Source organism: Rhodococcus sp. NPDC019647, from assembly GCF_044389235.1.
GTDB lineage: Bacteria > Actinomycetota > Actinomycetes > Mycobacteriales > Mycobacteriaceae > Rhodococcus_F > Rhodococcus_F oxybenzonivorans.
Genome location: NZ_JBIRXS010000004.1, coordinates 1 through 18,836, shown reverse-complemented (window position 1 = coordinate 18,836; position 18,836 = coordinate 1). Strand labels below are relative to the sequence as shown.

At 65.5% G+C, this 18,836-nt stretch carries 17 protein-coding genes and 1 pseudogene; 2 read left to right on the top strand and 16 right to left on the bottom strand.

Annotation, left to right across the window (positions count from 1 at the left end):
- Positions 1–2 precede the first annotated feature (2 nt).
- Together gnd and ACH49N_RS10155 are read right to left on the bottom strand one after the other, a co-directional pair.
- Positions 3–974, bottom strand: a complete 972-nt coding sequence (gnd, locus tag ACH49N_RS10160; protein WP_358277915.1) for a phosphogluconate dehydrogenase (NAD(+)-dependent, decarboxylating) — start codon at positions 972–974, stop codon at positions 3–5.
- A 115-nt stretch (positions 975–1,089) separates the two neighbouring features.
- On the bottom strand, positions 1,090–1,590 hold the full coding sequence (locus tag ACH49N_RS10155; protein ID WP_358277917.1) for a MarR family transcriptional regulator: 501 nt from the start codon (positions 1,588–1,590) through the stop codon (positions 1,090–1,092).
- Positions 1,591–1,756: 166 nt separating this feature from the next.
- Between ACH49N_RS10155 and ACH49N_RS10150 the strand changes: the two genes are divergently transcribed.
- Positions 1,757–2,635 (top strand): class III extradiol ring-cleavage dioxygenase, encoded by an 879-nt coding sequence (locus tag ACH49N_RS10150; protein WP_358277919.1) that lies wholly within the window; start codon positions 1,757–1,759, stop codon positions 2,633–2,635.
- A 16-nt stretch (positions 2,636–2,651) separates the two neighbouring features.
- On the opposite strand, the gene ACH49N_RS10145 is transcribed toward ACH49N_RS10150, so the two are convergent.
- The 8 genes from ACH49N_RS10145 to ACH49N_RS10110 form a co-directional block, all read right to left on the bottom strand.
- Positions 2,652–3,179, bottom strand: coding sequence for an ATP/GTP-binding protein (locus ACH49N_RS10145; RefSeq protein WP_317613084.1), 528 nt, complete (start codon positions 3,177–3,179; stop codon positions 2,652–2,654).
- A gap of 77 nt (positions 3,180–3,256) precedes the next feature.
- Positions 3,257–3,655 carry a roadblock/LC7 domain-containing protein gene (locus ACH49N_RS10140; protein ID WP_317613081.1) on the bottom strand — a complete coding sequence of 133 codons (399 nt, stop codon included), beginning with the start codon at positions 3,653–3,655 and terminating at the stop codon, positions 3,257–3,259.
- Entirely contained in the window at positions 3,652–6,291 is a 2,640-nt protein-coding gene (locus ACH49N_RS10135) for an ATP-binding protein (RefSeq protein ID WP_397504499.1), read from the bottom strand. The genes ACH49N_RS10140 and ACH49N_RS10135 overlap by 4 nt, the downstream gene beginning before the upstream one ends.
- Positions 6,292–6,571: 280 nt before the next feature.
- Entirely contained in the window at positions 6,572–6,853 is a 282-nt protein-coding gene (locus ACH49N_RS10130) for a DUF3263 domain-containing protein (protein ID WP_358277923.1), read from the bottom strand.
- Between the two features lie 76 nt (positions 6,854–6,929).
- A complete protein-coding gene (locus tag ACH49N_RS10125; RefSeq protein ID WP_397504498.1) occupies positions 6,930–7,424 on the bottom strand; it encodes a flavin reductase family protein in 495 nt (164 codons plus the stop codon).
- A gap of 27 nt (positions 7,425–7,451) precedes the next feature.
- On the bottom strand, positions 7,452–8,702 hold the full coding sequence (locus ACH49N_RS10120; RefSeq protein ID WP_397504497.1) for an acyl-CoA dehydrogenase family protein: 1,251 nt from the start codon (positions 8,700–8,702) through the stop codon (positions 7,452–7,454).
- Between the two features lie 64 nt (positions 8,703–8,766).
- Entirely contained in the window at positions 8,767–10,251 is a 1,485-nt protein-coding gene (locus tag ACH49N_RS10115; protein WP_358278722.1) for a CoA-acylating methylmalonate-semialdehyde dehydrogenase, read from the bottom strand.
- A gap of 60 nt (positions 10,252–10,311) precedes the next feature.
- Positions 10,312–11,373, bottom strand: a complete 1,062-nt coding sequence (locus ACH49N_RS10110) for a 3,4-dihydroxy-2-butanone-4-phosphate synthase (RefSeq protein ID WP_358278724.1) — start codon at positions 11,371–11,373, stop codon at positions 10,312–10,314.
- 323 nt (positions 11,374–11,696) lie between these two features.
- Between ACH49N_RS10110 and ACH49N_RS10105 the strand changes: the two are divergent.
- Positions 11,697–12,328: pseudogene (locus tag ACH49N_RS10105) on the top strand (NADPH-dependent F420 reductase).
- A 60-nt stretch (positions 12,329–12,388) separates the two neighbouring features.
- On the opposite strand, the gene ACH49N_RS10100 reads toward ACH49N_RS10105, so the two are convergent.
- The 6 genes from ACH49N_RS10100 to ACH49N_RS10075 all read right to left on the bottom strand — a co-directional run.
- The gene (locus tag ACH49N_RS10100) at positions 12,389–13,426 is read right to left on the bottom strand and encodes a porin PorA family protein (RefSeq protein WP_358278728.1); all 1,038 of its coding nucleotides are present in this window, start codon (positions 13,424–13,426) and stop codon (positions 12,389–12,391) included.
- A 297-nt stretch (positions 13,427–13,723) separates the two neighbouring features.
- Positions 13,724–14,251: a DoxX family protein gene (locus ACH49N_RS10095; protein WP_358278730.1), complete on the bottom strand. Its 528-nt coding sequence runs from the start codon at positions 14,249–14,251 to the stop codon at positions 13,724–13,726.
- A 155-nt stretch (positions 14,252–14,406) separates the two neighbouring features.
- Positions 14,407–14,940 (bottom strand): nuclear transport factor 2 family protein, encoded by a 534-nt coding sequence (locus ACH49N_RS10090; protein WP_358278732.1) that lies wholly within the window; start codon positions 14,938–14,940, stop codon positions 14,407–14,409.
- Between the two features lie 110 nt (positions 14,941–15,050).
- Positions 15,051–16,391, bottom strand: coding sequence for a helix-turn-helix domain-containing protein (locus tag ACH49N_RS10085; RefSeq protein ID WP_358278733.1), 1,341 nt, complete (start codon positions 16,389–16,391; stop codon positions 15,051–15,053).
- 54 nt (positions 16,392–16,445) lie between these two features.
- Positions 16,446–17,660: an acyl-CoA dehydrogenase family protein gene (locus tag ACH49N_RS10080; RefSeq protein ID WP_358278735.1), complete on the bottom strand. Its 1,215-nt coding sequence runs from the start codon at positions 17,658–17,660 to the stop codon at positions 16,446–16,448.
- A gap of 204 nt (positions 17,661–17,864) precedes the next feature.
- On the bottom strand, positions 17,865–18,836 hold a 972-nt coding region (locus ACH49N_RS10075; protein ID WP_358278845.1), incomplete at its 5' end, for a transposase.

Sequence of the window (18,836 nt, the reverse complement as noted above, 5' to 3'; positions counted from 1 at the left end):
GTTCAGGCGATTCCGGCCGATGCGGCGGACCGGACGGCGTGCCCTCCAAATTGATTACGCAGTGCCGAAACCGCTTTCATGGCGGGGGAGTCGTCCTGGCGGGACGCGAACCGCGCGAACAAGGCTGCGGAGATCACCGGCGCGGGGACCGCGTGGGCGATGGCCTCTTCGACGGTCCACCGGCCTTCACCGGAATCCTCGGTGTAGCCGGAGATCGCGGCCAATTGGGGATCGTCGGACAGGGCTTGCACCAGGAGGTCGAGCAGCCAGGAACGGACTACCGTGCCCTTGGACCACGCGCGCAGCACGGCGGGCACATCGACGATAGATTCCTCCGCCGCGAGCAGTTCGTACCCCTCGGCGTAGGCCTGCATCAATCCGTATTCGATACCGTTGTGCACCATCTTCGCGTAGTGGCCGGCGCCAACAGGCCCGGCGTGCACGAATGAATCGTCCCGTTCACCGTCCGGGCGCAGCGCATCGAAGACCGGCATCAATTGGTCGATGTCGGCCGCCTCGCCGCCGGCCATCAGCGCGTACCCGTTCTCGCGTCCCCACACCCCGCCGGAGACGCCGCAGTCGAGGTAGTGGATGCCGTGTTCGGCGAGAATTTCCGCGTTGAGCTTGTCGTCGGTGAACCGTGAGTTGCCGCCGTCGACGACGAGGTCCCCGGGTGCCAGCAGGCGAGAAAGTTGCCCGATGACCTGACGGGTCGGCGCCCCAGCGGGCACCATCACCCACACCGCGCGGGGAGTGGGAAGTGACTCGACCAACGCTTCGAGGCTGTCCGCGTCACTGTCGGGGGCACTGGGGTCGTATCCGATCGCGTCTAATCCTCGGTCGCGCAGACGCTCCCGCATGTTCAGGCCCATTTTGCCCAGACCGACCAGTCCCAGTTTCATCGTCACCATTCCCGTTTCACATCGGCGATCTTGCCGAGATCTATGTCTACGGGGGAATCGGGACGACCTCACCTGCCCGGACGGGCAGCCCGCACTGGCCGCTCGGCCAAGTGCATCTTGGCGGCGCTACGCGAATCCTGAGGTAATCACAAGTACGGAGCCCGCACTCCTCCCCACGGCGCCGCGGTCATTCCGGGAACCGTGAGCAGGCGTCCTCGGGGTCGATGGCGGCAAGGACGCGTCTGTTGATCGCGGTCATCTGGCGAAGCTGCGCCTTGGTGAGGGGGTCGATAACCAGGCGCCGGACCTCGGCGACGTGTCCGGGGGCAGTGTCGACGACTTTGTCCCAACCCGCACCGGTCAAAATCGCCAACGTCGAGCGACCGTCGGCCGGGTCGGGTAGGCGGCGCACCCACTGCGCCTTCTCGAGCCGCCCGACTGCGTAAGACAACCGCGACAACGAGCCTTCGGCCAACTCCGCGAGTGCGCTCATCCGCAGGGTTCGTTCCGGCGATTCGGATAGCGCGGCCAGGATCTGATATTCGAAGTGCGACACGCCCGCGTCACGTTTGAGTTGAGCATCGAGAGCCGGTTGCAGCCGCATGAGGACGCTCGCCAGAGACAACCACGCCGCGCGCTCCTCCGCCTCCAGCCATCGGGTGTCCGGTTCCTCTGCGTCCGTGTTCACTTGGTCATCGTATCCGGATTGCTACGCCGTGAACTCACGAAGGATTTGTTTGACTGTTCAAACAAGACTTCGTAGTATTCACTTGAACATTTAAGTTAATGGCGAGGCTGAAGCAGACGCAGGACAGGTTCGCCGGAACCCCGGATGACGAAAGTAAGGGATACCGATGACCTCACACGCCCCCGACCCGTTCAACCCCGCGGTACCCGCCGGCGCCTACGACACCTTGCTCGCCCGCGTGCTGCCGCAGGCACGCGCACACAAGGCGTGGACCGCCGAGGACGGGCCGCTGCCGTCGTTGTTCGTCAGCCACGGCGCCCCACCTACCCTGGACGACCCGCAGTGGCTCGTCGATCTGTTCTCTTGGGCGCAGACCATGCCGAAGCCCCGCGGGATCGTCGTCGTCTCCGCGCACTGGGAGGACGCACCGGTCGCCATCACCGGTGCAGCAGCGGGTACACCGCTCTACTACGACTTCGGCGGCTTCCATCCGCGCTACTACACCCTGCAGTACGCCACGCCCGACGCCACCCGCCTGGCGCACCGGCTCACTGCCACCCTCCGTGACACCACCCCCGTGCATGAGTACACCGACCGCGGCCTCGACCACGGCGCCTTCATCCCGCTGATGGCGATGTACCCCGCCGCCGACGTACCGGTCGTGCAGCTCAGCATGCCCAGCCTCGACCCCGAGGCACTGCTGGACCTCGGCCGACGACTGCGCCACCTGCGCGAGGAGGGATTCCTCATCATGGGGTCGGGCTTCATGACGCACAGCTTCGCCGTCCTACGTGACCCCGGCCTCCGAGGACACATCAAAGCATTCGACGAGTGGGCCGCCGATGCGCTGAGCCGCGGCGACGTCGACACCCTGGTCGACTACCGCACCAAGGCGCCCGGTGCACACGTTGCGCACCCGACCGCCGACCATTTCGTGCCACTCTTACTCACCATGGGCGCCGCCACAGATCTCGGTGCCGCCGCGACCACCGCCATCGACCGAATCACCTTGGGAAACTCCATCCGGTCGATCCAGGTAACCTGATCCCACACAGGTACATTCATCGGATCAGCGTTTCGAGGGCGTAGGCCGCGATCTCGAGTAGGCAGTTCTTCACCGACGTCCGATCTCGTGCATCGACAGACAGGATCGGGACGTGCGCGGCGATTGCCAGTGCGGCCCGGATGTCGGTGATCGGATAGCGGGGCGCTCCGTCGAATTCGTTGACAGCGACGATGAAGGGGAGTCTGCGGGATTCGAAGTAGTCGACGGCGGCGAAGCTGTCGTCGAGACGACGGGTATCGATCAGGACGATCGCACCGACCGCCCCGCGCACGAGGTCGTCCCACATGAACCAGAACCGCTGCTGGCCGGGGGTGCCGAAGAGGTAGAGGATCAGATCGTCGGCCAGGGTCAGACGCCCGAAATCCATTGCCACCGTGGTCGACACCTTCTGCGGTGTCGCCATGAGGTGATCGACGCCGGTGCTGGTGTCGGTGACCATCGCCTCGGTCCGCAACGGAACGATCTCCGACACCGCCCCGACCAGGGTGGTCTTCCCGACACCGAAGCCGCCGGCGATCACGATCTTCGCCGACGCCGCCCGGTAGGCGGGCTCGACCGAGCCCCGGGCAGGGCCGGCGCCCGCGCGTGGGTGGGCTCCGATCACGGCCGCGCCGCGACGCGGGGGAGGGCGTCGATCTCGGCGCCGACGCGTTCGACGAGGACGGCCATTTCGTAGCCGACCTGCCCGATGTCGCATTCCGCCATGGTCAGGGCGGCCAGTTGGGAACCGTCCCCCACGCTCATCAGCAGCAGATATCCGTGGTGCATCTCGACGACCGATTGCAGTACCCGACCGCCCTCGAACAGGGTCGAGACACCGGTCGACAGACTGGCGAGCCCCGCGGTCACCGCGGCGAGTTGTTCGGCCCGATCGAGCGGAAGGTGGGTGCTCGCCGCCATCAGCAGACCATCCGCCGAGACCAGCACCGCGTGCGTGACCCGGGGAACGTCGGCGACGAAATTCGATACCAGCCAGTCGAGCGTCCGACGACTCGTCATTGTTCCTCCAGATTGTCGTGGTCGTGGTGATGGACCGATGATGTGTTCGACCCTTGGGTGCTCGCCCGGCCGGCCCGAATCCCGTTGTGGTGCCGAGTCAGGTTCGCGCGAATCATCTCGGGTGTCCGGTGGTGGGCGGCGGAGCGGTCGGTGTAGGTGACCGCACCCGGAACGAGGCGCCGGCCGGGGACCCGTTGCGGGAGCCCGCTCGGGGCGACGGCGTCCGCGCCCTCGCGCCTTGCCCGCTCCGCCGCCTCCCATCCCGGATCTGCCCGGGTCACCCACTGCGGCTCCGAGTTGTCGGGAGTCGTGGGATCGGTCAGCCACACCGGGGCGAGGCTGGCGAAGATCGGGGGTTGCGCGATCGGATTCTCGGAGTCCGTGCCGGGCCCCGGGCGTTGGAAGAAGGTCGCGGCCCGGGCCGGATCGAGGCGATGCCGAGGGGAGGTGTGCGCCGGCGATGGATCAGGAAGTGGTGCAGAGAGGGGCGGCACCGAATGGTCGACTGCCGACGCGGTCGCGATGGTCGAGGCACCGGGACGGCGCTGAGGCAGAACACCGGACATTCGGTGGCCCGTACCGCTGTGCTCGTGCGGCGGAGGGGTTTCGGGCGCAAAGGTTCGCACCGGAGCGGCCGGGAGCCTGGAGGCGGGTCCGTCCTCGGCCTCCTGCCGCGGGGTGGGCTCGCCGCGGCTGTGCCTCGTGTCCTGGTGGGGGCGGTCGCCGACGGGAGCGGTGAGGATGTTCGCGGGCAGGTGCACCGACGCGGTGATTCCCGCGTCCCGGGTGCGGTCGAGAGTGGGCGTGAGGGTCACGGAGATGTGGTGCCGGGCGGCGAGGTCGCTGACGACGAACAAGCCCATGTGGCGGGCGGTGTCCGGGGTGACCTCAGGGGTGGAGGCGATCCGGTGGTTGAGTTCGCCGAGATCCTGCGGTGAGATACCGATGCCGTGGTCGACGATGTCGATGACCAGGCCGCCGTCGATGGTGCGCGCGCAGTTCGTGGTGACCGCGGTATCGGGCGGTGAGAAGTGCAGCGCATTGTCGAACAGTTCGGCCAGGATGTGCACCAGGTCGTGCCCGGCCGGGCCGGTGAGGATGACCGGGGGAATCGCGCCGATCTCCACGCGCTGATAATTTTCGACCTCCGACATCGAGGCCCGAACGGCGTCACCGAGCAGGATCGGGGCCGGGCGGGTGCGCCGGGTGTCGGTGCCCGCCACGATCAGCAGGTTGTCGCCGGTGCGGCGCATCCGGGTGGCGAGGTGATCGAGCCGGAACAGGTTGTCGAGGCGTTTGGGGTCGCGTTCTTCGAATTCGAGTTGCTCGATCATCTCCAGTTGCAGGTCGATCAGCGACCGGCTGCGGCGGGCCAGCGCCTCGAACACATTGTTCATCTGTAACCGGAGCTGGGCCTGCTCACCGGCCAGCCGCAGCGCTTGGCTGTGCATGTCGTCGATCGCGCGGGCGAGCTGACCGATTTCCTCGTGGGTGTGGACATCGATGGGCTCGACCGCGGGAATGGCCGTCTCGGTCCCGGTCCGCAGGAGCTCGACGGCCCCGGGCAGGGTGGTGTGCGCCACCTCGAGGGCGCCGCGCCGTAGCCGGCGCAGCGGTGTCAGCAGCGACCTCGCCACGACCGCGGCCAGCGCAACCGCAGCGAGCAACAGTGCGCCGACGATCACCGAGTCCCGCCAGGCGTCGCCGCGGAGGATCTCCGATTTACGGGCCACCGCTCCCACCAAACCGGCCGACGTCTCAGCAATTGCCCGCGAGTACTCGTCGACGCTGACGAACAGCGAGTTCTTCAGCTCGGTCAACGCTTGCTCGGTGCTGTCGCGTAACGGTATCTCCCGCGCCAGCATCGTCCGCTCCGCCACACCCGCACGCAGCGCCGCCACCGTCGGGTCCCCGGATGGGTAGCGTTGTGCGAGTTGATCGATCAATGCTGACTCGGTCCGCAGATCGGCCAACAGTTCGGCGCTCTGCGCATCGAGCGTGCCACCGGACTCCCCTGAGAGGATCGCCGACGCAGCCACGACGAACAGCCCCTGAGCAGACAGTAATTTCTGGGCCGCCCACAAATCTTCGAGACGCCGGGTTTCGAGGGCGACATCCGGATCGACAATCGGCTGAGTAATTGCCGCCACCACACCGGAGAGGGCGGCGCGGATGGCGGCCAGTTGTTCGGTCAGCGCCACCGTCTGCGCCGGCCCCAGCTTTGCCGTTGCGCTCAACGCCCGTGCCTCGGCGAGAGCGGACGACAGCTGTGCAGTCTCGTCCCGATCGAGAGTCGCCGCCGGGCGCGTAACTTCAACGGCCTCGATAGATCGGTCCAAGCCGTCGATCATCGGGGCGCTGATCGATCCCTGCGCCAGCGTGCCCATCACGACAGCGGCATCACCATCGAGCTCGACCAACAGCGGAACCATCGTCAACCGATCCGCGATCTCGGCGAAGTCGGCTGCTGCACTGAGGTTCTCGTGCACACGCAGACCACCGAGAACGACCGCCACCATCAACGGGACGGTCAGCACGGTCGCCATCTTCCACCGCAGCGGCCACCCCTCCACTCCCCACCGGCGACGCACTCCATGCCTGCGCCGGAGACCGACCACCGCGGTGGGTGTGCTCATCATGGAATACCTCTCGAATCAACAAGGTCACGCGGGACGTCGACAGCCGCTACCAGGCGAGAGTTTCGATGCCACCGTCCGTCACGTGCGGTCACTTACCAATTGCACAATCCGTAAACGATCGGCTGCGTACGAAGATTCAGCCCCTGCTGCGGGCGGACAGGATGATTCGCGATCGGCCATCGATGTGCGTATCGATTCGGGCAGGCAGCGCCGGAGCGTGACAACCACGACTGCGATCAGAGCGTCGAGCATCAGAGTGGGCATAGTCGATCCAGATTCACTGTCGCGCCGGCGCCGCGGCGCCGCTCGGCTGGACCGACGACCCCGGGCTGCGCTGCGAAGGACTCTGCCCGACCAGTGGATAGGTCACTTCGAGATTTTCCCGGTCGTGCGCATCGATCTGCTTCGCCGCCGCTTGGGAAGTCAAGATCTGGTGAATGCGAATCCTGAACTGCGCCGGGGTCATCCCGAAGTTTACGAGAATGTCCTCGCGCCGGGCGCCGCCGTAGGGCACCCATCGGATCGCGAAATCGAGCAGGTCCTGATCTTCGCGCGTCATTGTTCCTCCGTGTGCAATCGCGGACGTGCCCGCACCGGCACCGGTGCACTGTCCTGCATGGTCCGATTGGTAGTCATCAGGAGTCGTGCGGGGCGTGGGTTCCGAACAGTCGTCCGTGGTAGACGAGGGGGCTGCCGTCGGTGAGTTCGGCGGCGTCGACGGTGCCGAGGGCGATGACGTGGTCACCACCGTCGACGAGGTCGGCGACGGTACACGCGATCCATCCCGGAGCACCCGGGATGCGGGGCAGGTCGTGGTCGAGGTCCCAGCGGGTGCCGTGGAACTTGCCGACCCCACCCTTCTTCGCGAACGACAGGGCGGTTGCGGCCTGGTGGGCGCCGAGGATGTTGAGCCCGAACCGGCCCGACTCGCGAATCAGCTCGAGCGTGTCCGATCCGCGGTCGAGGGAGACCAACACCATCGGCGGGTTCATCGACAGGGACGCGAACGCGCTGACCGTGGTGCCATACGGCAGACCCCCGGCGATGGCGGTGACAATGGAAACGGGTGTCGCGACGCTCGCCATCACCTCCTTGAACGAGGCCTGGACATCGTGTTCGATGGTGGTCATTGTGTGCTTCCTTGTTCGAGGTCGATCTCAGCCAGTGATGTCGCGGCCGAGCAGTTGGCGGGCGATGATCCATTTCTGCACTTCGTTGGCGCCCTCGTAGATTTCGCCGATCTTGCTGTCGCGGTAGATCGCCTCGACCGGGCCGGGGCTGCCGTCGGCGCCGAGTTCCCGGGTGAACCCGAGACCGCCGAACACCTGCACGGCGTCGCGGGCGATCGTGACGGACAGTTCGGTGCCGGCCAGTTTGGCCATCGCCGCTTCCGGTTCGGGGAACGGGTTCCCCTCGTCGAGGCGGATCGCGGCCTTGAGGTAGAGGCTGCGGGCGGATTCGAGGGCGAGCGCGTGATCGGCCATCAGGAACTGCCAGTGCTGCATCGACCCGAGCGGGCGGCCGAATGCCTGCCGGGTGGCAAGCCGGTCGGCCATGTGGTCGAACGCGGCCTGCGCCATTCCGACGCCGGCGGCCGCGATGCCGATCCGACCGTAGGTCAGGGTGGACAGGGCGATTTTCAGCCCACCACCTTCGGTGCCGAGGATCGCGTCCTCGGGCAGTTCGACACCGTCGAGGAGAACGTCGGCGGTGAGCTGGCCCTTGTTCCCGAGTTTGCGGTCGGCGCGGCCGACGGTGACGCCGGGGGTGGTGGTGGGGACGATGAACAGGGACAGCCGCTCGCCGGTGCGGGCCAGGATGACGATGACGTCGGCGACCGGGGAATTGGTGATCCACCGTTTGCGACCGTCCAGACGCCACCCGCCGGGGGTCCTGGTGGCCACGGTCTGCACCGCCTGCGGAGACAGGTCACTGGAGGCGCCGGGCTCGCTGGTGGCGAACGCGCCGATGATCTCGCCGCGGACCAGCGGGGTGAGCCAGCGGCTGCGCTGCGCGGGCGAGCCCTGGTTGAGGGCGTTGCCGGCGAGGATGCAGTGCACATCGAAGATCGCGGCGACGCTGTTGGAGTAGTAGGCCAGTTCTTCGACGACCGCCGCGGTCGCCGAGGCGGGCCGGGTCAATCCGGCGCCGTGCACGTCGGCGGGAAATGGGATCTCGAAAATCTTCTGGTTCGCCATGGAGCCGAACACGTCGAACGGGAAACCGTCGTCGACCTCGTCCCCGGCGGCGATCCGGGCCGCGGCGGGCGCGACGTACTTGGCCGCGAATTCCCGGGCCCGGGTACGAATCTCGCTCGTCTCGGCGCTCGACTGGGTGTCGTGGTACAACCGATCGGCCTGACGAACCGGCGGCGCCGGGGTGGTGGTCGTGTCCTGGGTCAAAGTCATAGCTTCTCCGGTGAAGTAATAACGGCGATGGACGGGCGGGAAGCGCCCGGTCGTGGGGTTGTGGTTAGTTGGGGCGGAAGCCGAAGTCGACACCGGTGACGGTTTCGTCCCAGCGGGCGGTGACGTACTTCGGTTGGGTGTAGAACCGCCAGGCGGCGTTGTTCAGGCCGGTGTCACCGAAGACCGAGTTCTTCCAGCCGGCCACCGAATACGGTGCGACCGGGACCGGGATCGGCACGTTGACCCCGACCATGCCCGCGGACGCTTCGCGCTGGAACTTGCGGGCCGCACCCCCGGAGGCGGTGAAGATCGACGCCCCGTTGCCGTACTCGTGATCATGGATCAGCGCCAACGCCTCGTCGAGGGTATCGACCCGGACCACCACCACGACCGGACCGAACACCTCGGCCTGATAAATCTCCGCGGTCGGATCGACCCGGTCGACGAGGGTGGGGCCGACGTAGAAACCGTCCTCGAAACCGGGCACCGCCTCGGTCGAGCGGTCCACCACCACGGTGGCGCCGGCCCGCTGTGCGGCCGCGACGATGCCCTGGATCCGCTGCTGGGCGGCGGCAGAGACGACCGGCCCGATTTCGGATTTGGGGTCGTTGCCCGGTCCGACGACGACCGCCTTCGCCCGCTCCGACAACGCAGCGACCAACTCGTCACCGACCCCGCCGACCGCCACAGCCACCGAGATCGCCATGCACCGCTGCCCGGCGGCACCGAACCCGGCCGAGGAAATCGCGTCCGCGGCCGCCGCGATCGGGGCGTCGGGCATCACGACGAGGTGGTTCTTCGCCCCACCGAACGCCTGGACCCGTTTGCCGGCGTTCGCGGCCCGTTTGTAGATGCTGTGCGCGATCGGGGTCGAGCCGACGAACGAGACCGCGGCAACCTCCGGGTGATCGATCAGCGATTCGACGACCTGCTGCCGGCCGTGGATCACCGTGAGCACACCGTCGGGCAGGCCGGCTTCCTGGGCGAGTTCGGCGATCCGCAGCGCCGGGCCCGGGTCCTGCTCGCTGGGCTTGAGGATGAAGGTGTTCCCGGCGGCGATCGCGACGGCGGCCATCATCAGCGGGATCATCACCGGGAAGTTGAACGGGGTGATTCCCAACACCACCCCGAGCGGGTGCAGGGTGGAGAAGGTGTCGATCCCGCGGCCGGTCTGCTCACTCATCTCCCCCTTGAGCAATCCCGGTACCCCGCAGGCGAGTTCGACCGAGTCCAGGCCCCGGGCCACCTCACCACGGGCGTCGTCGAGGGTCTTGCCGTGCTGGGCGGTGATCAACTCGGCCAGCTCGTCCTGATGGCGGCGGATCAGATCCCGGAAGGTGTAGAGCACCTGCGCGCGGCGGGCCGAGGGCAGATCACGCCAGGCCGGGAACGCGGCCACCGCCGACGCCACGGCCTGCTTGACGGTGTCCTCGTCCGCCAACGCGACCGCCGCCAACACGGCACCGGTCGCCGGATCGACCACCGGCAACCGATCACCCGCCGACACATGCGGCCGACCCTCGATCCAATGGGGAATAGTAGTGGTCACAACGACCCTTCCGTGGTAGTGAAAAGTTTGGGAATAGACAAGAATTGATGGTGATTGCGGTCAATCACCGCTGCGGTGCAACGCGGCAAGGTCGCGCTCACTCCATCGCGAGAGGTCTGTGTCGGTGACCAATCGAATCGACTGGACACCCGCCCTTCGCAGCACCCGGCGCACCGCACTGCGTGGGTCATGCACCCGGAGGTGCAGCGGCCGCGTGAGTAGATCCGCGGCAAACCCGGCACCGATTGCCAGGTGTATGCGGGGGACGGAAGCCGTCGTGGTGGGTTCCGTAAGTATCTGTTCGGCAGCCACCACATGTACGGGAACGTCGGACCGGTTGCGCACGTCGCCCACGATCGCACAAAGACATTCGAGGCCGTCGTCGAGAAAGGACATCAGGCGTGCATCGCCGTGAGGCAATGCGACAGTCTGGTCGAATGTGACAGAGACGGCGTGATCGATCGCCACGTCTCCCAACGTGACCAGCGGTAGACCGTGGTCGCTACCGAAGCGAACAAGTTCGGGTCCGGAGGCCATCGTCGTCGGATCGTCGATTCCGACGACCGCACCCAACACGGCGGCTCTCCCTGCCACCGCCCGATCGGTCAGGGCGATCGACGCTTCGGTGAAGCTGAACTCGGTTGCCGGCAGATCCATATCGGCCCGTAGCGGCACGACGTGCCCAGGCCGGGTGAACGAATCCGGGCTGGAATCACGAGAGGCAAGCAGCCGCACCGTGGCGGCGCGGTCCGTCGCAGAAATTCCGGTACCGATGCCCCCACGAGCATCGACAGTCACACACTGCTGCAGGCCCCCGCGATCCGCGCCCGCCTGAGGGCGAAGGTCCAACTCATCGCAGCGCGACGCTGGGAGCGCGACCTGTACGAACCCGGAACCATGGCGAATCGCAAAGGCCATGAGCGGAGCATCGGCGTCGGCTGCGGCGAAGAGGATCTCGCCGTGAGTGGGCCACGCGGCGTCGTCGCAGAGAAGAACCGCTCCTCCACCGGCCAACCGTGCCACGGCGGCACGAGCACGCGCCAGGGCAGCCCTCTCCTCGGAATTAGCAGCTAGATCGATTGTGCCGTCGACGGGCGAATGAAGCTCGTGTAACACGGTCATGGCGCTCTCCTTTCGCACGAACGGACATCGAACCGAGAGGCAACCGCCCGGACTCGCGGATTACTGATCTCGATGCAACCCATCATGTGTGATGGTGACCACAGCAGTCTTGGGCGCTCGGCACAAAACTCGGGACTCGCCTTGGTCCGGTGAGCGGCAGCCCTCCAATCGCTCGACGTGCATCAGGGTGACACCACTCACCTCGGTTGCCGGACAGGTGCCTTGACATACCGGACGCTCGGTCACAAGCTTGGCGAGCGCCAGCGCCGCGCTCCGCGGCTGAGATCGACACTCTAATATGCTGCAACGCAGAAGGAATCACCATGACCAGTAAGCACCCGGAATCTCCCCTCACAATCGCCGTGATCGGAGGGGGAGTTATCGGACGCACATTGGCGAGAGCATGGAGCGAAGCGGGCACGGCGTCACATTCGGTGTGCGTCGACCACAGGACGACGATCTCCTGCAGTTCGCCGCCGGAATCGGCGCGAATGTCGCCGCTATCGACACTGCCCTCGCAGAAGCAGACACCGTCCTGCTCGCCATCGCCGGTAACGCGATGCCCCAGGTCGTGCCTAAACTCGCGCCGAACCTTGCCGGCAAAACCGTCATCGATGCGACAAACAACGTCGGCTCACCGGTGCTGAACAGCATCGCAGACCTCAGCGCCCTCGCACCGACTGCGCACATCTACCGGGCATTCAACACCGTCGGATGGGAAAACTTCGCTGACCCTGTCTACGGTGACACCATCGGTGACCTGCTCTACAGCGGCCCCGACGGAACCGGCCGGCAGGCGGTCGAAAAACTGATCGGCGACACCGGGCTCCGACCGGTTCACCTGGGGGACAACGACAAAGCACACCTCGCCGACGCGCTGACTGCAGTGTGGTTCACGCTCGCTTTCGAACAGGGATACGGCCGGGGAGTCGGCTTCAAGGTGTTGACCCGCTGACCACCGACCGAAAGCTGGTGACTGACCACGCCGCGGTCAGCCACCAGCTGTTCTATCGGCTCACACTGTCGATGAATCGACCGTTGCGCGCTCGGACCGGGACGCAGGGAGTTGCTTGTTCCGGCGGAGCAAGCCCACCGCGATAAGAGCAATGCCGACCAGAGCCAGGACGATCGGCGTGACCACGCTGATCAGCGTCAACAGCCGCGACTGCGACGATGCGGCGTTCGCGGCATCGGCCACCGACTGGTCGGAGAGCTCCGTATCCAGAGCAAGGACAGGAATGAGGCTGATGTTCTTGCCCCCAACTTCCACGTTCGCGATCACCTGCTGATCGAGCGCACCGTCGATCGGGGTGCCCAAGACGCTGTCAGCAGAAAGTTCGAACTTCGATACCGCCGTGTAGTTGAACGGAACCGGGTCGGGCAGAGATCCGAGAGCCGGCGCAAGCTCTGCCTGCAGGTCGGCCGGGAGCAGCGGCGCAATACCCGCCAGTTGCGCCTTCGGCAGTGCGGGCGGCAGCGCCCCGAGGATCGCCGGATCCAGCAACGGACCCGTGGCCTCAGCGCGATAGTTCAACACATCACGACCCGACACGACGCTCGAATCGACATATGTCAGAGGAACTGTTGATCGTGTGGCGAAGTCGTAGAGGGAGTAGTCGGACGCATCGGGCGACAGGGGAAGTCCAATTGTCATTCCGGAATGCGGTTCGGCGTTCACTCCCTCGATGGAATCTGCAGCATCCATGGTCTTGCGATCGAGCACGTAGGTGTGATTGGTCGGTAGCGAGATACCTCCAGGCGCAGACACGGTGAAGTCGTCGTGCGCGACAGCCGAATCACCGTGTGTCTCAGAGACGTAAACATGCCGGTCGACGGTGACGGGAACACCGGACGCGATGACGTTCGTGTAATCTCCCGACTGCAGGGCGGCCGGATTCATGAGCGTTCCGGTGCCCACATACTGTGCCGTGACATCAACACTGTCGGGCAATTTCGAGAAAGCCGGCACTACGAAAAAACGCAGTACCGCGGCAAGGATGACAAGTACCAACCCGATGCCGATCAGAATTTTGGACGAGCGACGTAGAACCACGAATGGCCTCCTGGATTGTCGATAGAGCACCGATAGCCCGCAACCATGTCGGACCGAATGATGCGCGTCACGTGACTTCCGCTACTGTGACACGCATCACGAACCGCCGAATAGTGCTCCCGACCCAAACCTTCGCAGAAATTGTGACCGCCGGACACATGCGGTCGAGCGGCCAGCAGGATAAAGCTATTGCAACACAAGAATGGACTACGGATTCATTCCGTAGTCCATTTCCCGGTTTGCGTTCCCTACCGGAGCAGGAAATTCAGTTGCGCCGTGTGCTCGCGAACCGGCCGACTAGTTCGTGTCGGCGCCACGCCGGGCCAGAATCCTGCGAGTAGAGATGATCGGCTGCGATGCGCCGACCAGAGCGACGGCGACGACCAGGATCCCCGCCACCGTCGAATGACCGGCTGTCCAGCTGTCGAGCCCCGCGACGGCGTCCAGCGAATAGTCGCCGGGACCGGTGAAACCGATGACGACCGCGAGCGCCCCGAGCACGAGCGGGTATTCACCGCCACCTGAAGTGATCCAGACTTTCCCGGTGAGGGTGGTCAGAGCAGCGCCGGCCACCAGCATCGTCGCGGCTGCGATAGCAGCGGCGAGCGGTGTCGCGAGACCGAATACCAGAAGTGCGGCGGCGGACACCTCACAGGCGATGGCCAGTCGCACCTTCTGGCGCGGCGGTTGTTGCCCGATCTTCTCGAACATCGCAGCGGCGCCGCCGATTCCGGGACCCTCGAACCAGCCGCGCGCCTTCTGCATCCCGTGAACGAACAGTATCGCCCCGACAATTAGCCGCAGTATCAACAATCCGATATCCATTTTTCTTGCTTTCCTGTAGGTGTGTCGCAGAGGTAAGTCAGTCTCGATGCGGTCGCCGCGCCACAGACGGCGACCGCATCGACTGACTTCACTGGGGTGCGAGCATAGAGCCGACTACGCGTCGACCTCACGTACCCAGGGTGTCGAAGCCTCCGTCAGGGTGCGGGAATCGCATCAACGGGCGGGAATTCCTCGATGATCGCTGTATCGATGATGTCGTCGTGATCCACCTCGCTGCCACGAACACGCCACATCTCGTAGGCGATTTCGCGGGCGATTCTGCCGTCCCGCATCTCGAAGCAGTGAAGGAGCCGGACGCTGAGCTTCGTTCCGACAGGGAAGTTGTGGTTCGGCATCAGGTCCTCGACCTTGGTGACATAGGCGACCTGGTCGTCGATCACATACTTCTCGGTGGCGAAACGCCGCAGGTAGAAGACCTTCTCATAGATCACCGACTTGAAGATGTCGCGGTAGGCATCAAGTACTTCGGACGCGCTGCGGAGCAGGAGCCCGCGGGCAGGGATTTCCCAGACGATGTCGTCGGTGTAGACCGCGACCGCCTTCTCGACATGCTCGGGGTTTTCGTTGTGGAAGTGCACTTCCACGGCTGCGATGTTGCGCTCGACGATCTCCTCGCGCGTAAGTTCGGAGTCGGGACGACGATCATTCCAATCGAACGTGTATGCCATGATTCTTCCTTTCATTGAGCGCCGATTTCCGGGTCGCTGCATGATGATGTGGGTATGGGCTGATACCGCAGGTTTCATGGGGCTGCGGAAGTGGTATTGCGGCTCAACGCTTATTGCTTGGCCGGGTTGTTCTCACAGTCGTACAACGCTTTGGCGATGAGCAAGGCCGCCCACGTCTCGGCCGGCCGTTCGTCCAGACTGCGGCCGATCAGTTCTTCGGCCCGCTTGATTCGGTATATGACAGTGTTCTTGGCGACGAACAGCCTTTCGCCAGCTGCTCGGGGGCTGTGCCGACATTCGAAATACGCCAAAACCGTCTCGCGGAGATTGTCTACGTGCGACGACTTCTCCGCAAGCTCTCCCAGTTCACGGTCCGCGAAGTCGGCTGCCTGCTCGGGGTTTTCGAGAAGCAATCCGACCAAGCTGACCTGGTCGTAGGACACGATATTCGGGGGGAAGCAACGCAGCTTTCCCACGATGTTCGCCGTGCGAGCGGCCTCCTCGGTGGCCCGGCGGAAACCCTTGGCGCCGCGACCACCGAACCCGACTACGACGTTGACGCCGGGAATGGCTTTCCGTGGTAACTCGCCGTCCGCTGAGATCCTGTGGTCCGAACCACCCCATGCGCGTATCTCGCCTCCGGGATCTCCGACAACAAGAGCCGTAGTGGTGCCGAGCGATCGCAATAGCTCGGTTGCCGCCGCGTGCAGATCGGCAGGCCCCGCCGACTCCTCCTCGGTGGCGGCCTCGAGAAAAAGTGCGACATGGAACTGGCTGAGTGGGTATCTCAGGGTTTGAGAGACGGCGTTCTCGTCAATCTCGTCCCCTTCGAGGATCGATCGGAGTGCATCATCGCGAGCGAATTCAGCACTCGATATCCATGCCTCGTTCTCGACACGGTACAACTCGCCCAGCTCCGCGGCATAGGTGATGACCTGCTCGAACAGAATCTGTGATACTGATTCGAGTTCCTCGGCACGCTGGTCCCGGTCGACCAACGTTCGGCAGGCGGCCATGAATTCCTCCGTCAGCCAAGCGTGTCCGTATCGCATGCCGGCCCAGATACGGTCCATCGGAACCCGGCGGTGGACGTAGTCGTGAATCATCGAGATAGATTCCGCACTATTGGGTGTGTGAAACATGTGACCGGCGTCCAGGCTGCGCACCATGTAGATCGCGACTTGCTCGGTTCCCATGCGCAGCGTGGTCACACTCGCACGACCACCTCCGAACTCCGGTAACCGTCGGATGGTGCGATCTGCGATTCGCGCCCCCAACTCGACCGCCCACTGCACCGGGCCTGGTCCCACTTGCGCAACGGCCGAAGCGATCGTCTCGGGACTGCACACCGGCTCCACAGGCGATTCGGCGTCGGAGTGCAGCGCGCGTACCCAGTGATGCCCAGCATCGTCCTGGGATACTTCCGGTTGGGCGTCGGGCGCATTCCGCATCGTCGCGGTCCTTCACTATCGCTGGAGCACTGCAGTTTGCAAGGGGCCGATCGATCAGATCAGGGGAGTAACACCTCCCTCGACGCCGACGAGGGCCCGGCCGTAGACGAGTGCGCTGATCTGCGGGTCGGTGACGGCGTGCAGACTGGCGGCCTCGATATCGCGCATGATGCGCTGCAGCGGATTGACTTCGGCGAACGTCGACGCGCCGTGAGCGGCCGCGACGGTGCGGACTGCTTCCCGCGCCGCAGTAATCGCTGCTGCCACGTCCATCCGAGCGCGCGCCCGTGACTTGTAGTCCATCACCACACCGTGGTGTGCGGCCTCGTCGATATCCGCCGCCGCTCGATACGCGTGCAGGTGTGCTGTGTCCACCAGGGACGCCGCCTTGGCGAGCAGAAGCTGAACCGTGGGCGCCTCGACCTGGCTGCCGTACTCGGTGTAGGCCATGCGCCGCTTCGGTGCCTTCTCGATGGCCAGATCCAATGCCGCCTGCGCCATACCGAGCTGCGGTCCCACGACGAGCAGGAGTGCTACCGGAACGAAGGGTGACCGGTACAGCGCTTCATCGGTGAACGGTGTATCGAACTTGCCGCCCAGCGCCTTCGAGAGCGACAGCACCCGGTGGTCGGGTACGAAGACCTCTTCACAGCTCAACGTGTTGCTGCCGGTGCCACACATCCCCGCGACGAACCACGTCTCCTCGATGGAAAGGTCACTCATCGGAATGAGTGCCAGTCCCTGATCAACCGGTTCCCCCGCCTCGTTGACGATCGGGATGCCCAGGTGTGCCCACTGTGCGTGGTACGAGCCACTTGCGTACCCCCAACTACCGGTGACGACGAAGCCGCCGTCGACTCGCTTGGTGGTGGCCGAGGGAGCGAAGACGGAGCAGAGTCGATTCGATTGATCCTGTCCCCATACGTCCTGCTGTGCCTGCTCGCTGTAGTCGCCGGCGAGCCAGGCTGCACCGTTGAGAAGCGCCGTGACCCAGGCGGTGGAGCCGTCGCCACGCGCCAGCTCGCGGGACACCTCGATCTTCGTCCTGATATCGACCTGGAATCCCCCGAAGCGCCGCGGCCGGGTGATGGAGAACAGCCCGGCTTCTTCGATAGCATCGATGGATTCCTGGGATACGCGGCGATCGCGCTCGTTTTTTTCCGCATTGCCGGCGACGATTCCGCGCAGTTTCGCTGCCCGAGCGACCAAGTCTTCTCGAAGCGCTCGGTCGGCGTCGGTCGCACTGGGACGGTCTAGGCTATAGCTCATTGTCAGTCTCCTCTGGATGGCACTCACGGGCATCTCCCCGGGGCGGGCGGCTCTCCGCCTGGGGACCATCGTGCGTGACTGACATCACTGGGCGCTTGTCCTAGTTACTTCGACCTGAAAAATGAGGCGCCACGGTGAGCATGATTTGGCTGTTCTCGGCCGGTCAGGATTGGGTTGGCCGTAAGTCCCCCCGATCCGCTTCCTTCACGCTGCCAGAGTGCTGATCTTGACCAGGTTGTGCGCCAGGACCCCGTGGCCGATCCAGATCTTGGCGCCTTCGGTGCTGTCGATGCGGGTGCGGTCCCAGCCGTATCCGCGTTTGAGGGCGCTGATTCTGCCTTCGACGCCGGTGCGCCACTTGATTGTTCGTCGGAACGCTGGGCGGTGTTCCTCTGCTCGCCGGCCAGCCGAGGGTTTGCCCTTGCGGGGGATCGCCACGTTGCGCACGCCGAGGTCGCGGAGGTCGTCGTCGACGGCTTTCTCGCCGTAGCCGCGGTCGGCGGTGACCGTGCGTGGCGGGCGCCCGGCGCGTTTGCGGACCCGATCCACAGCCGGTGCCAGCTGGGGCGCGTCGGCCGGGTTGCCGCGTTCGACGTTGTGATCCACGATCACGCCGTCGTCGCCTTCGACGAGCTGGGCCTTGTGGCCGAACTCGATGGGCTTACCGAGTCGTCCCTTGGCGATGGGCCGGGCGTCGGCGTCGTGCAGGCTGACTCGCCGGGTGGCTCCGTCCGGGGTCCGACCGGCCAACCGTTGTCGGGTCTGCGCGGTGATCTGCCGGGTGGCGGTGACCAGGTCCTCGAGGTCGTCGATGGCGCGGGCCAGGCGTCCGCGCCGGCGTCCGGCGGCTGCGTCGTGCTCGCCCTGGGTCCTCTGGGCTGTGGCCTTGGCGCGTGCCCGGCGGAGCGCCTGTTTCGCGTTGGTAAGCAGCCGTTCGGCATCGGTGGCGGCGGTCTCGGCCAGATCGGCCAGCTCCCCGGTCGTGCGCCGGACCGCGGCCAGGGCCTCGTCGCGTCCGGCGGCGCTGCGCGATCGCAGCTTGAATCCGATCGCGTGCGCCCGCTTGCCCGCCGCACGGGACCGGTCCCGGACCGTGGTGCGGGTCGCTCCACCGGCGGCCTGGATCCGCTTGCCGGTGGCCGCGATCCGTCGGATTGCCTTGGCCAGCAAACCGGA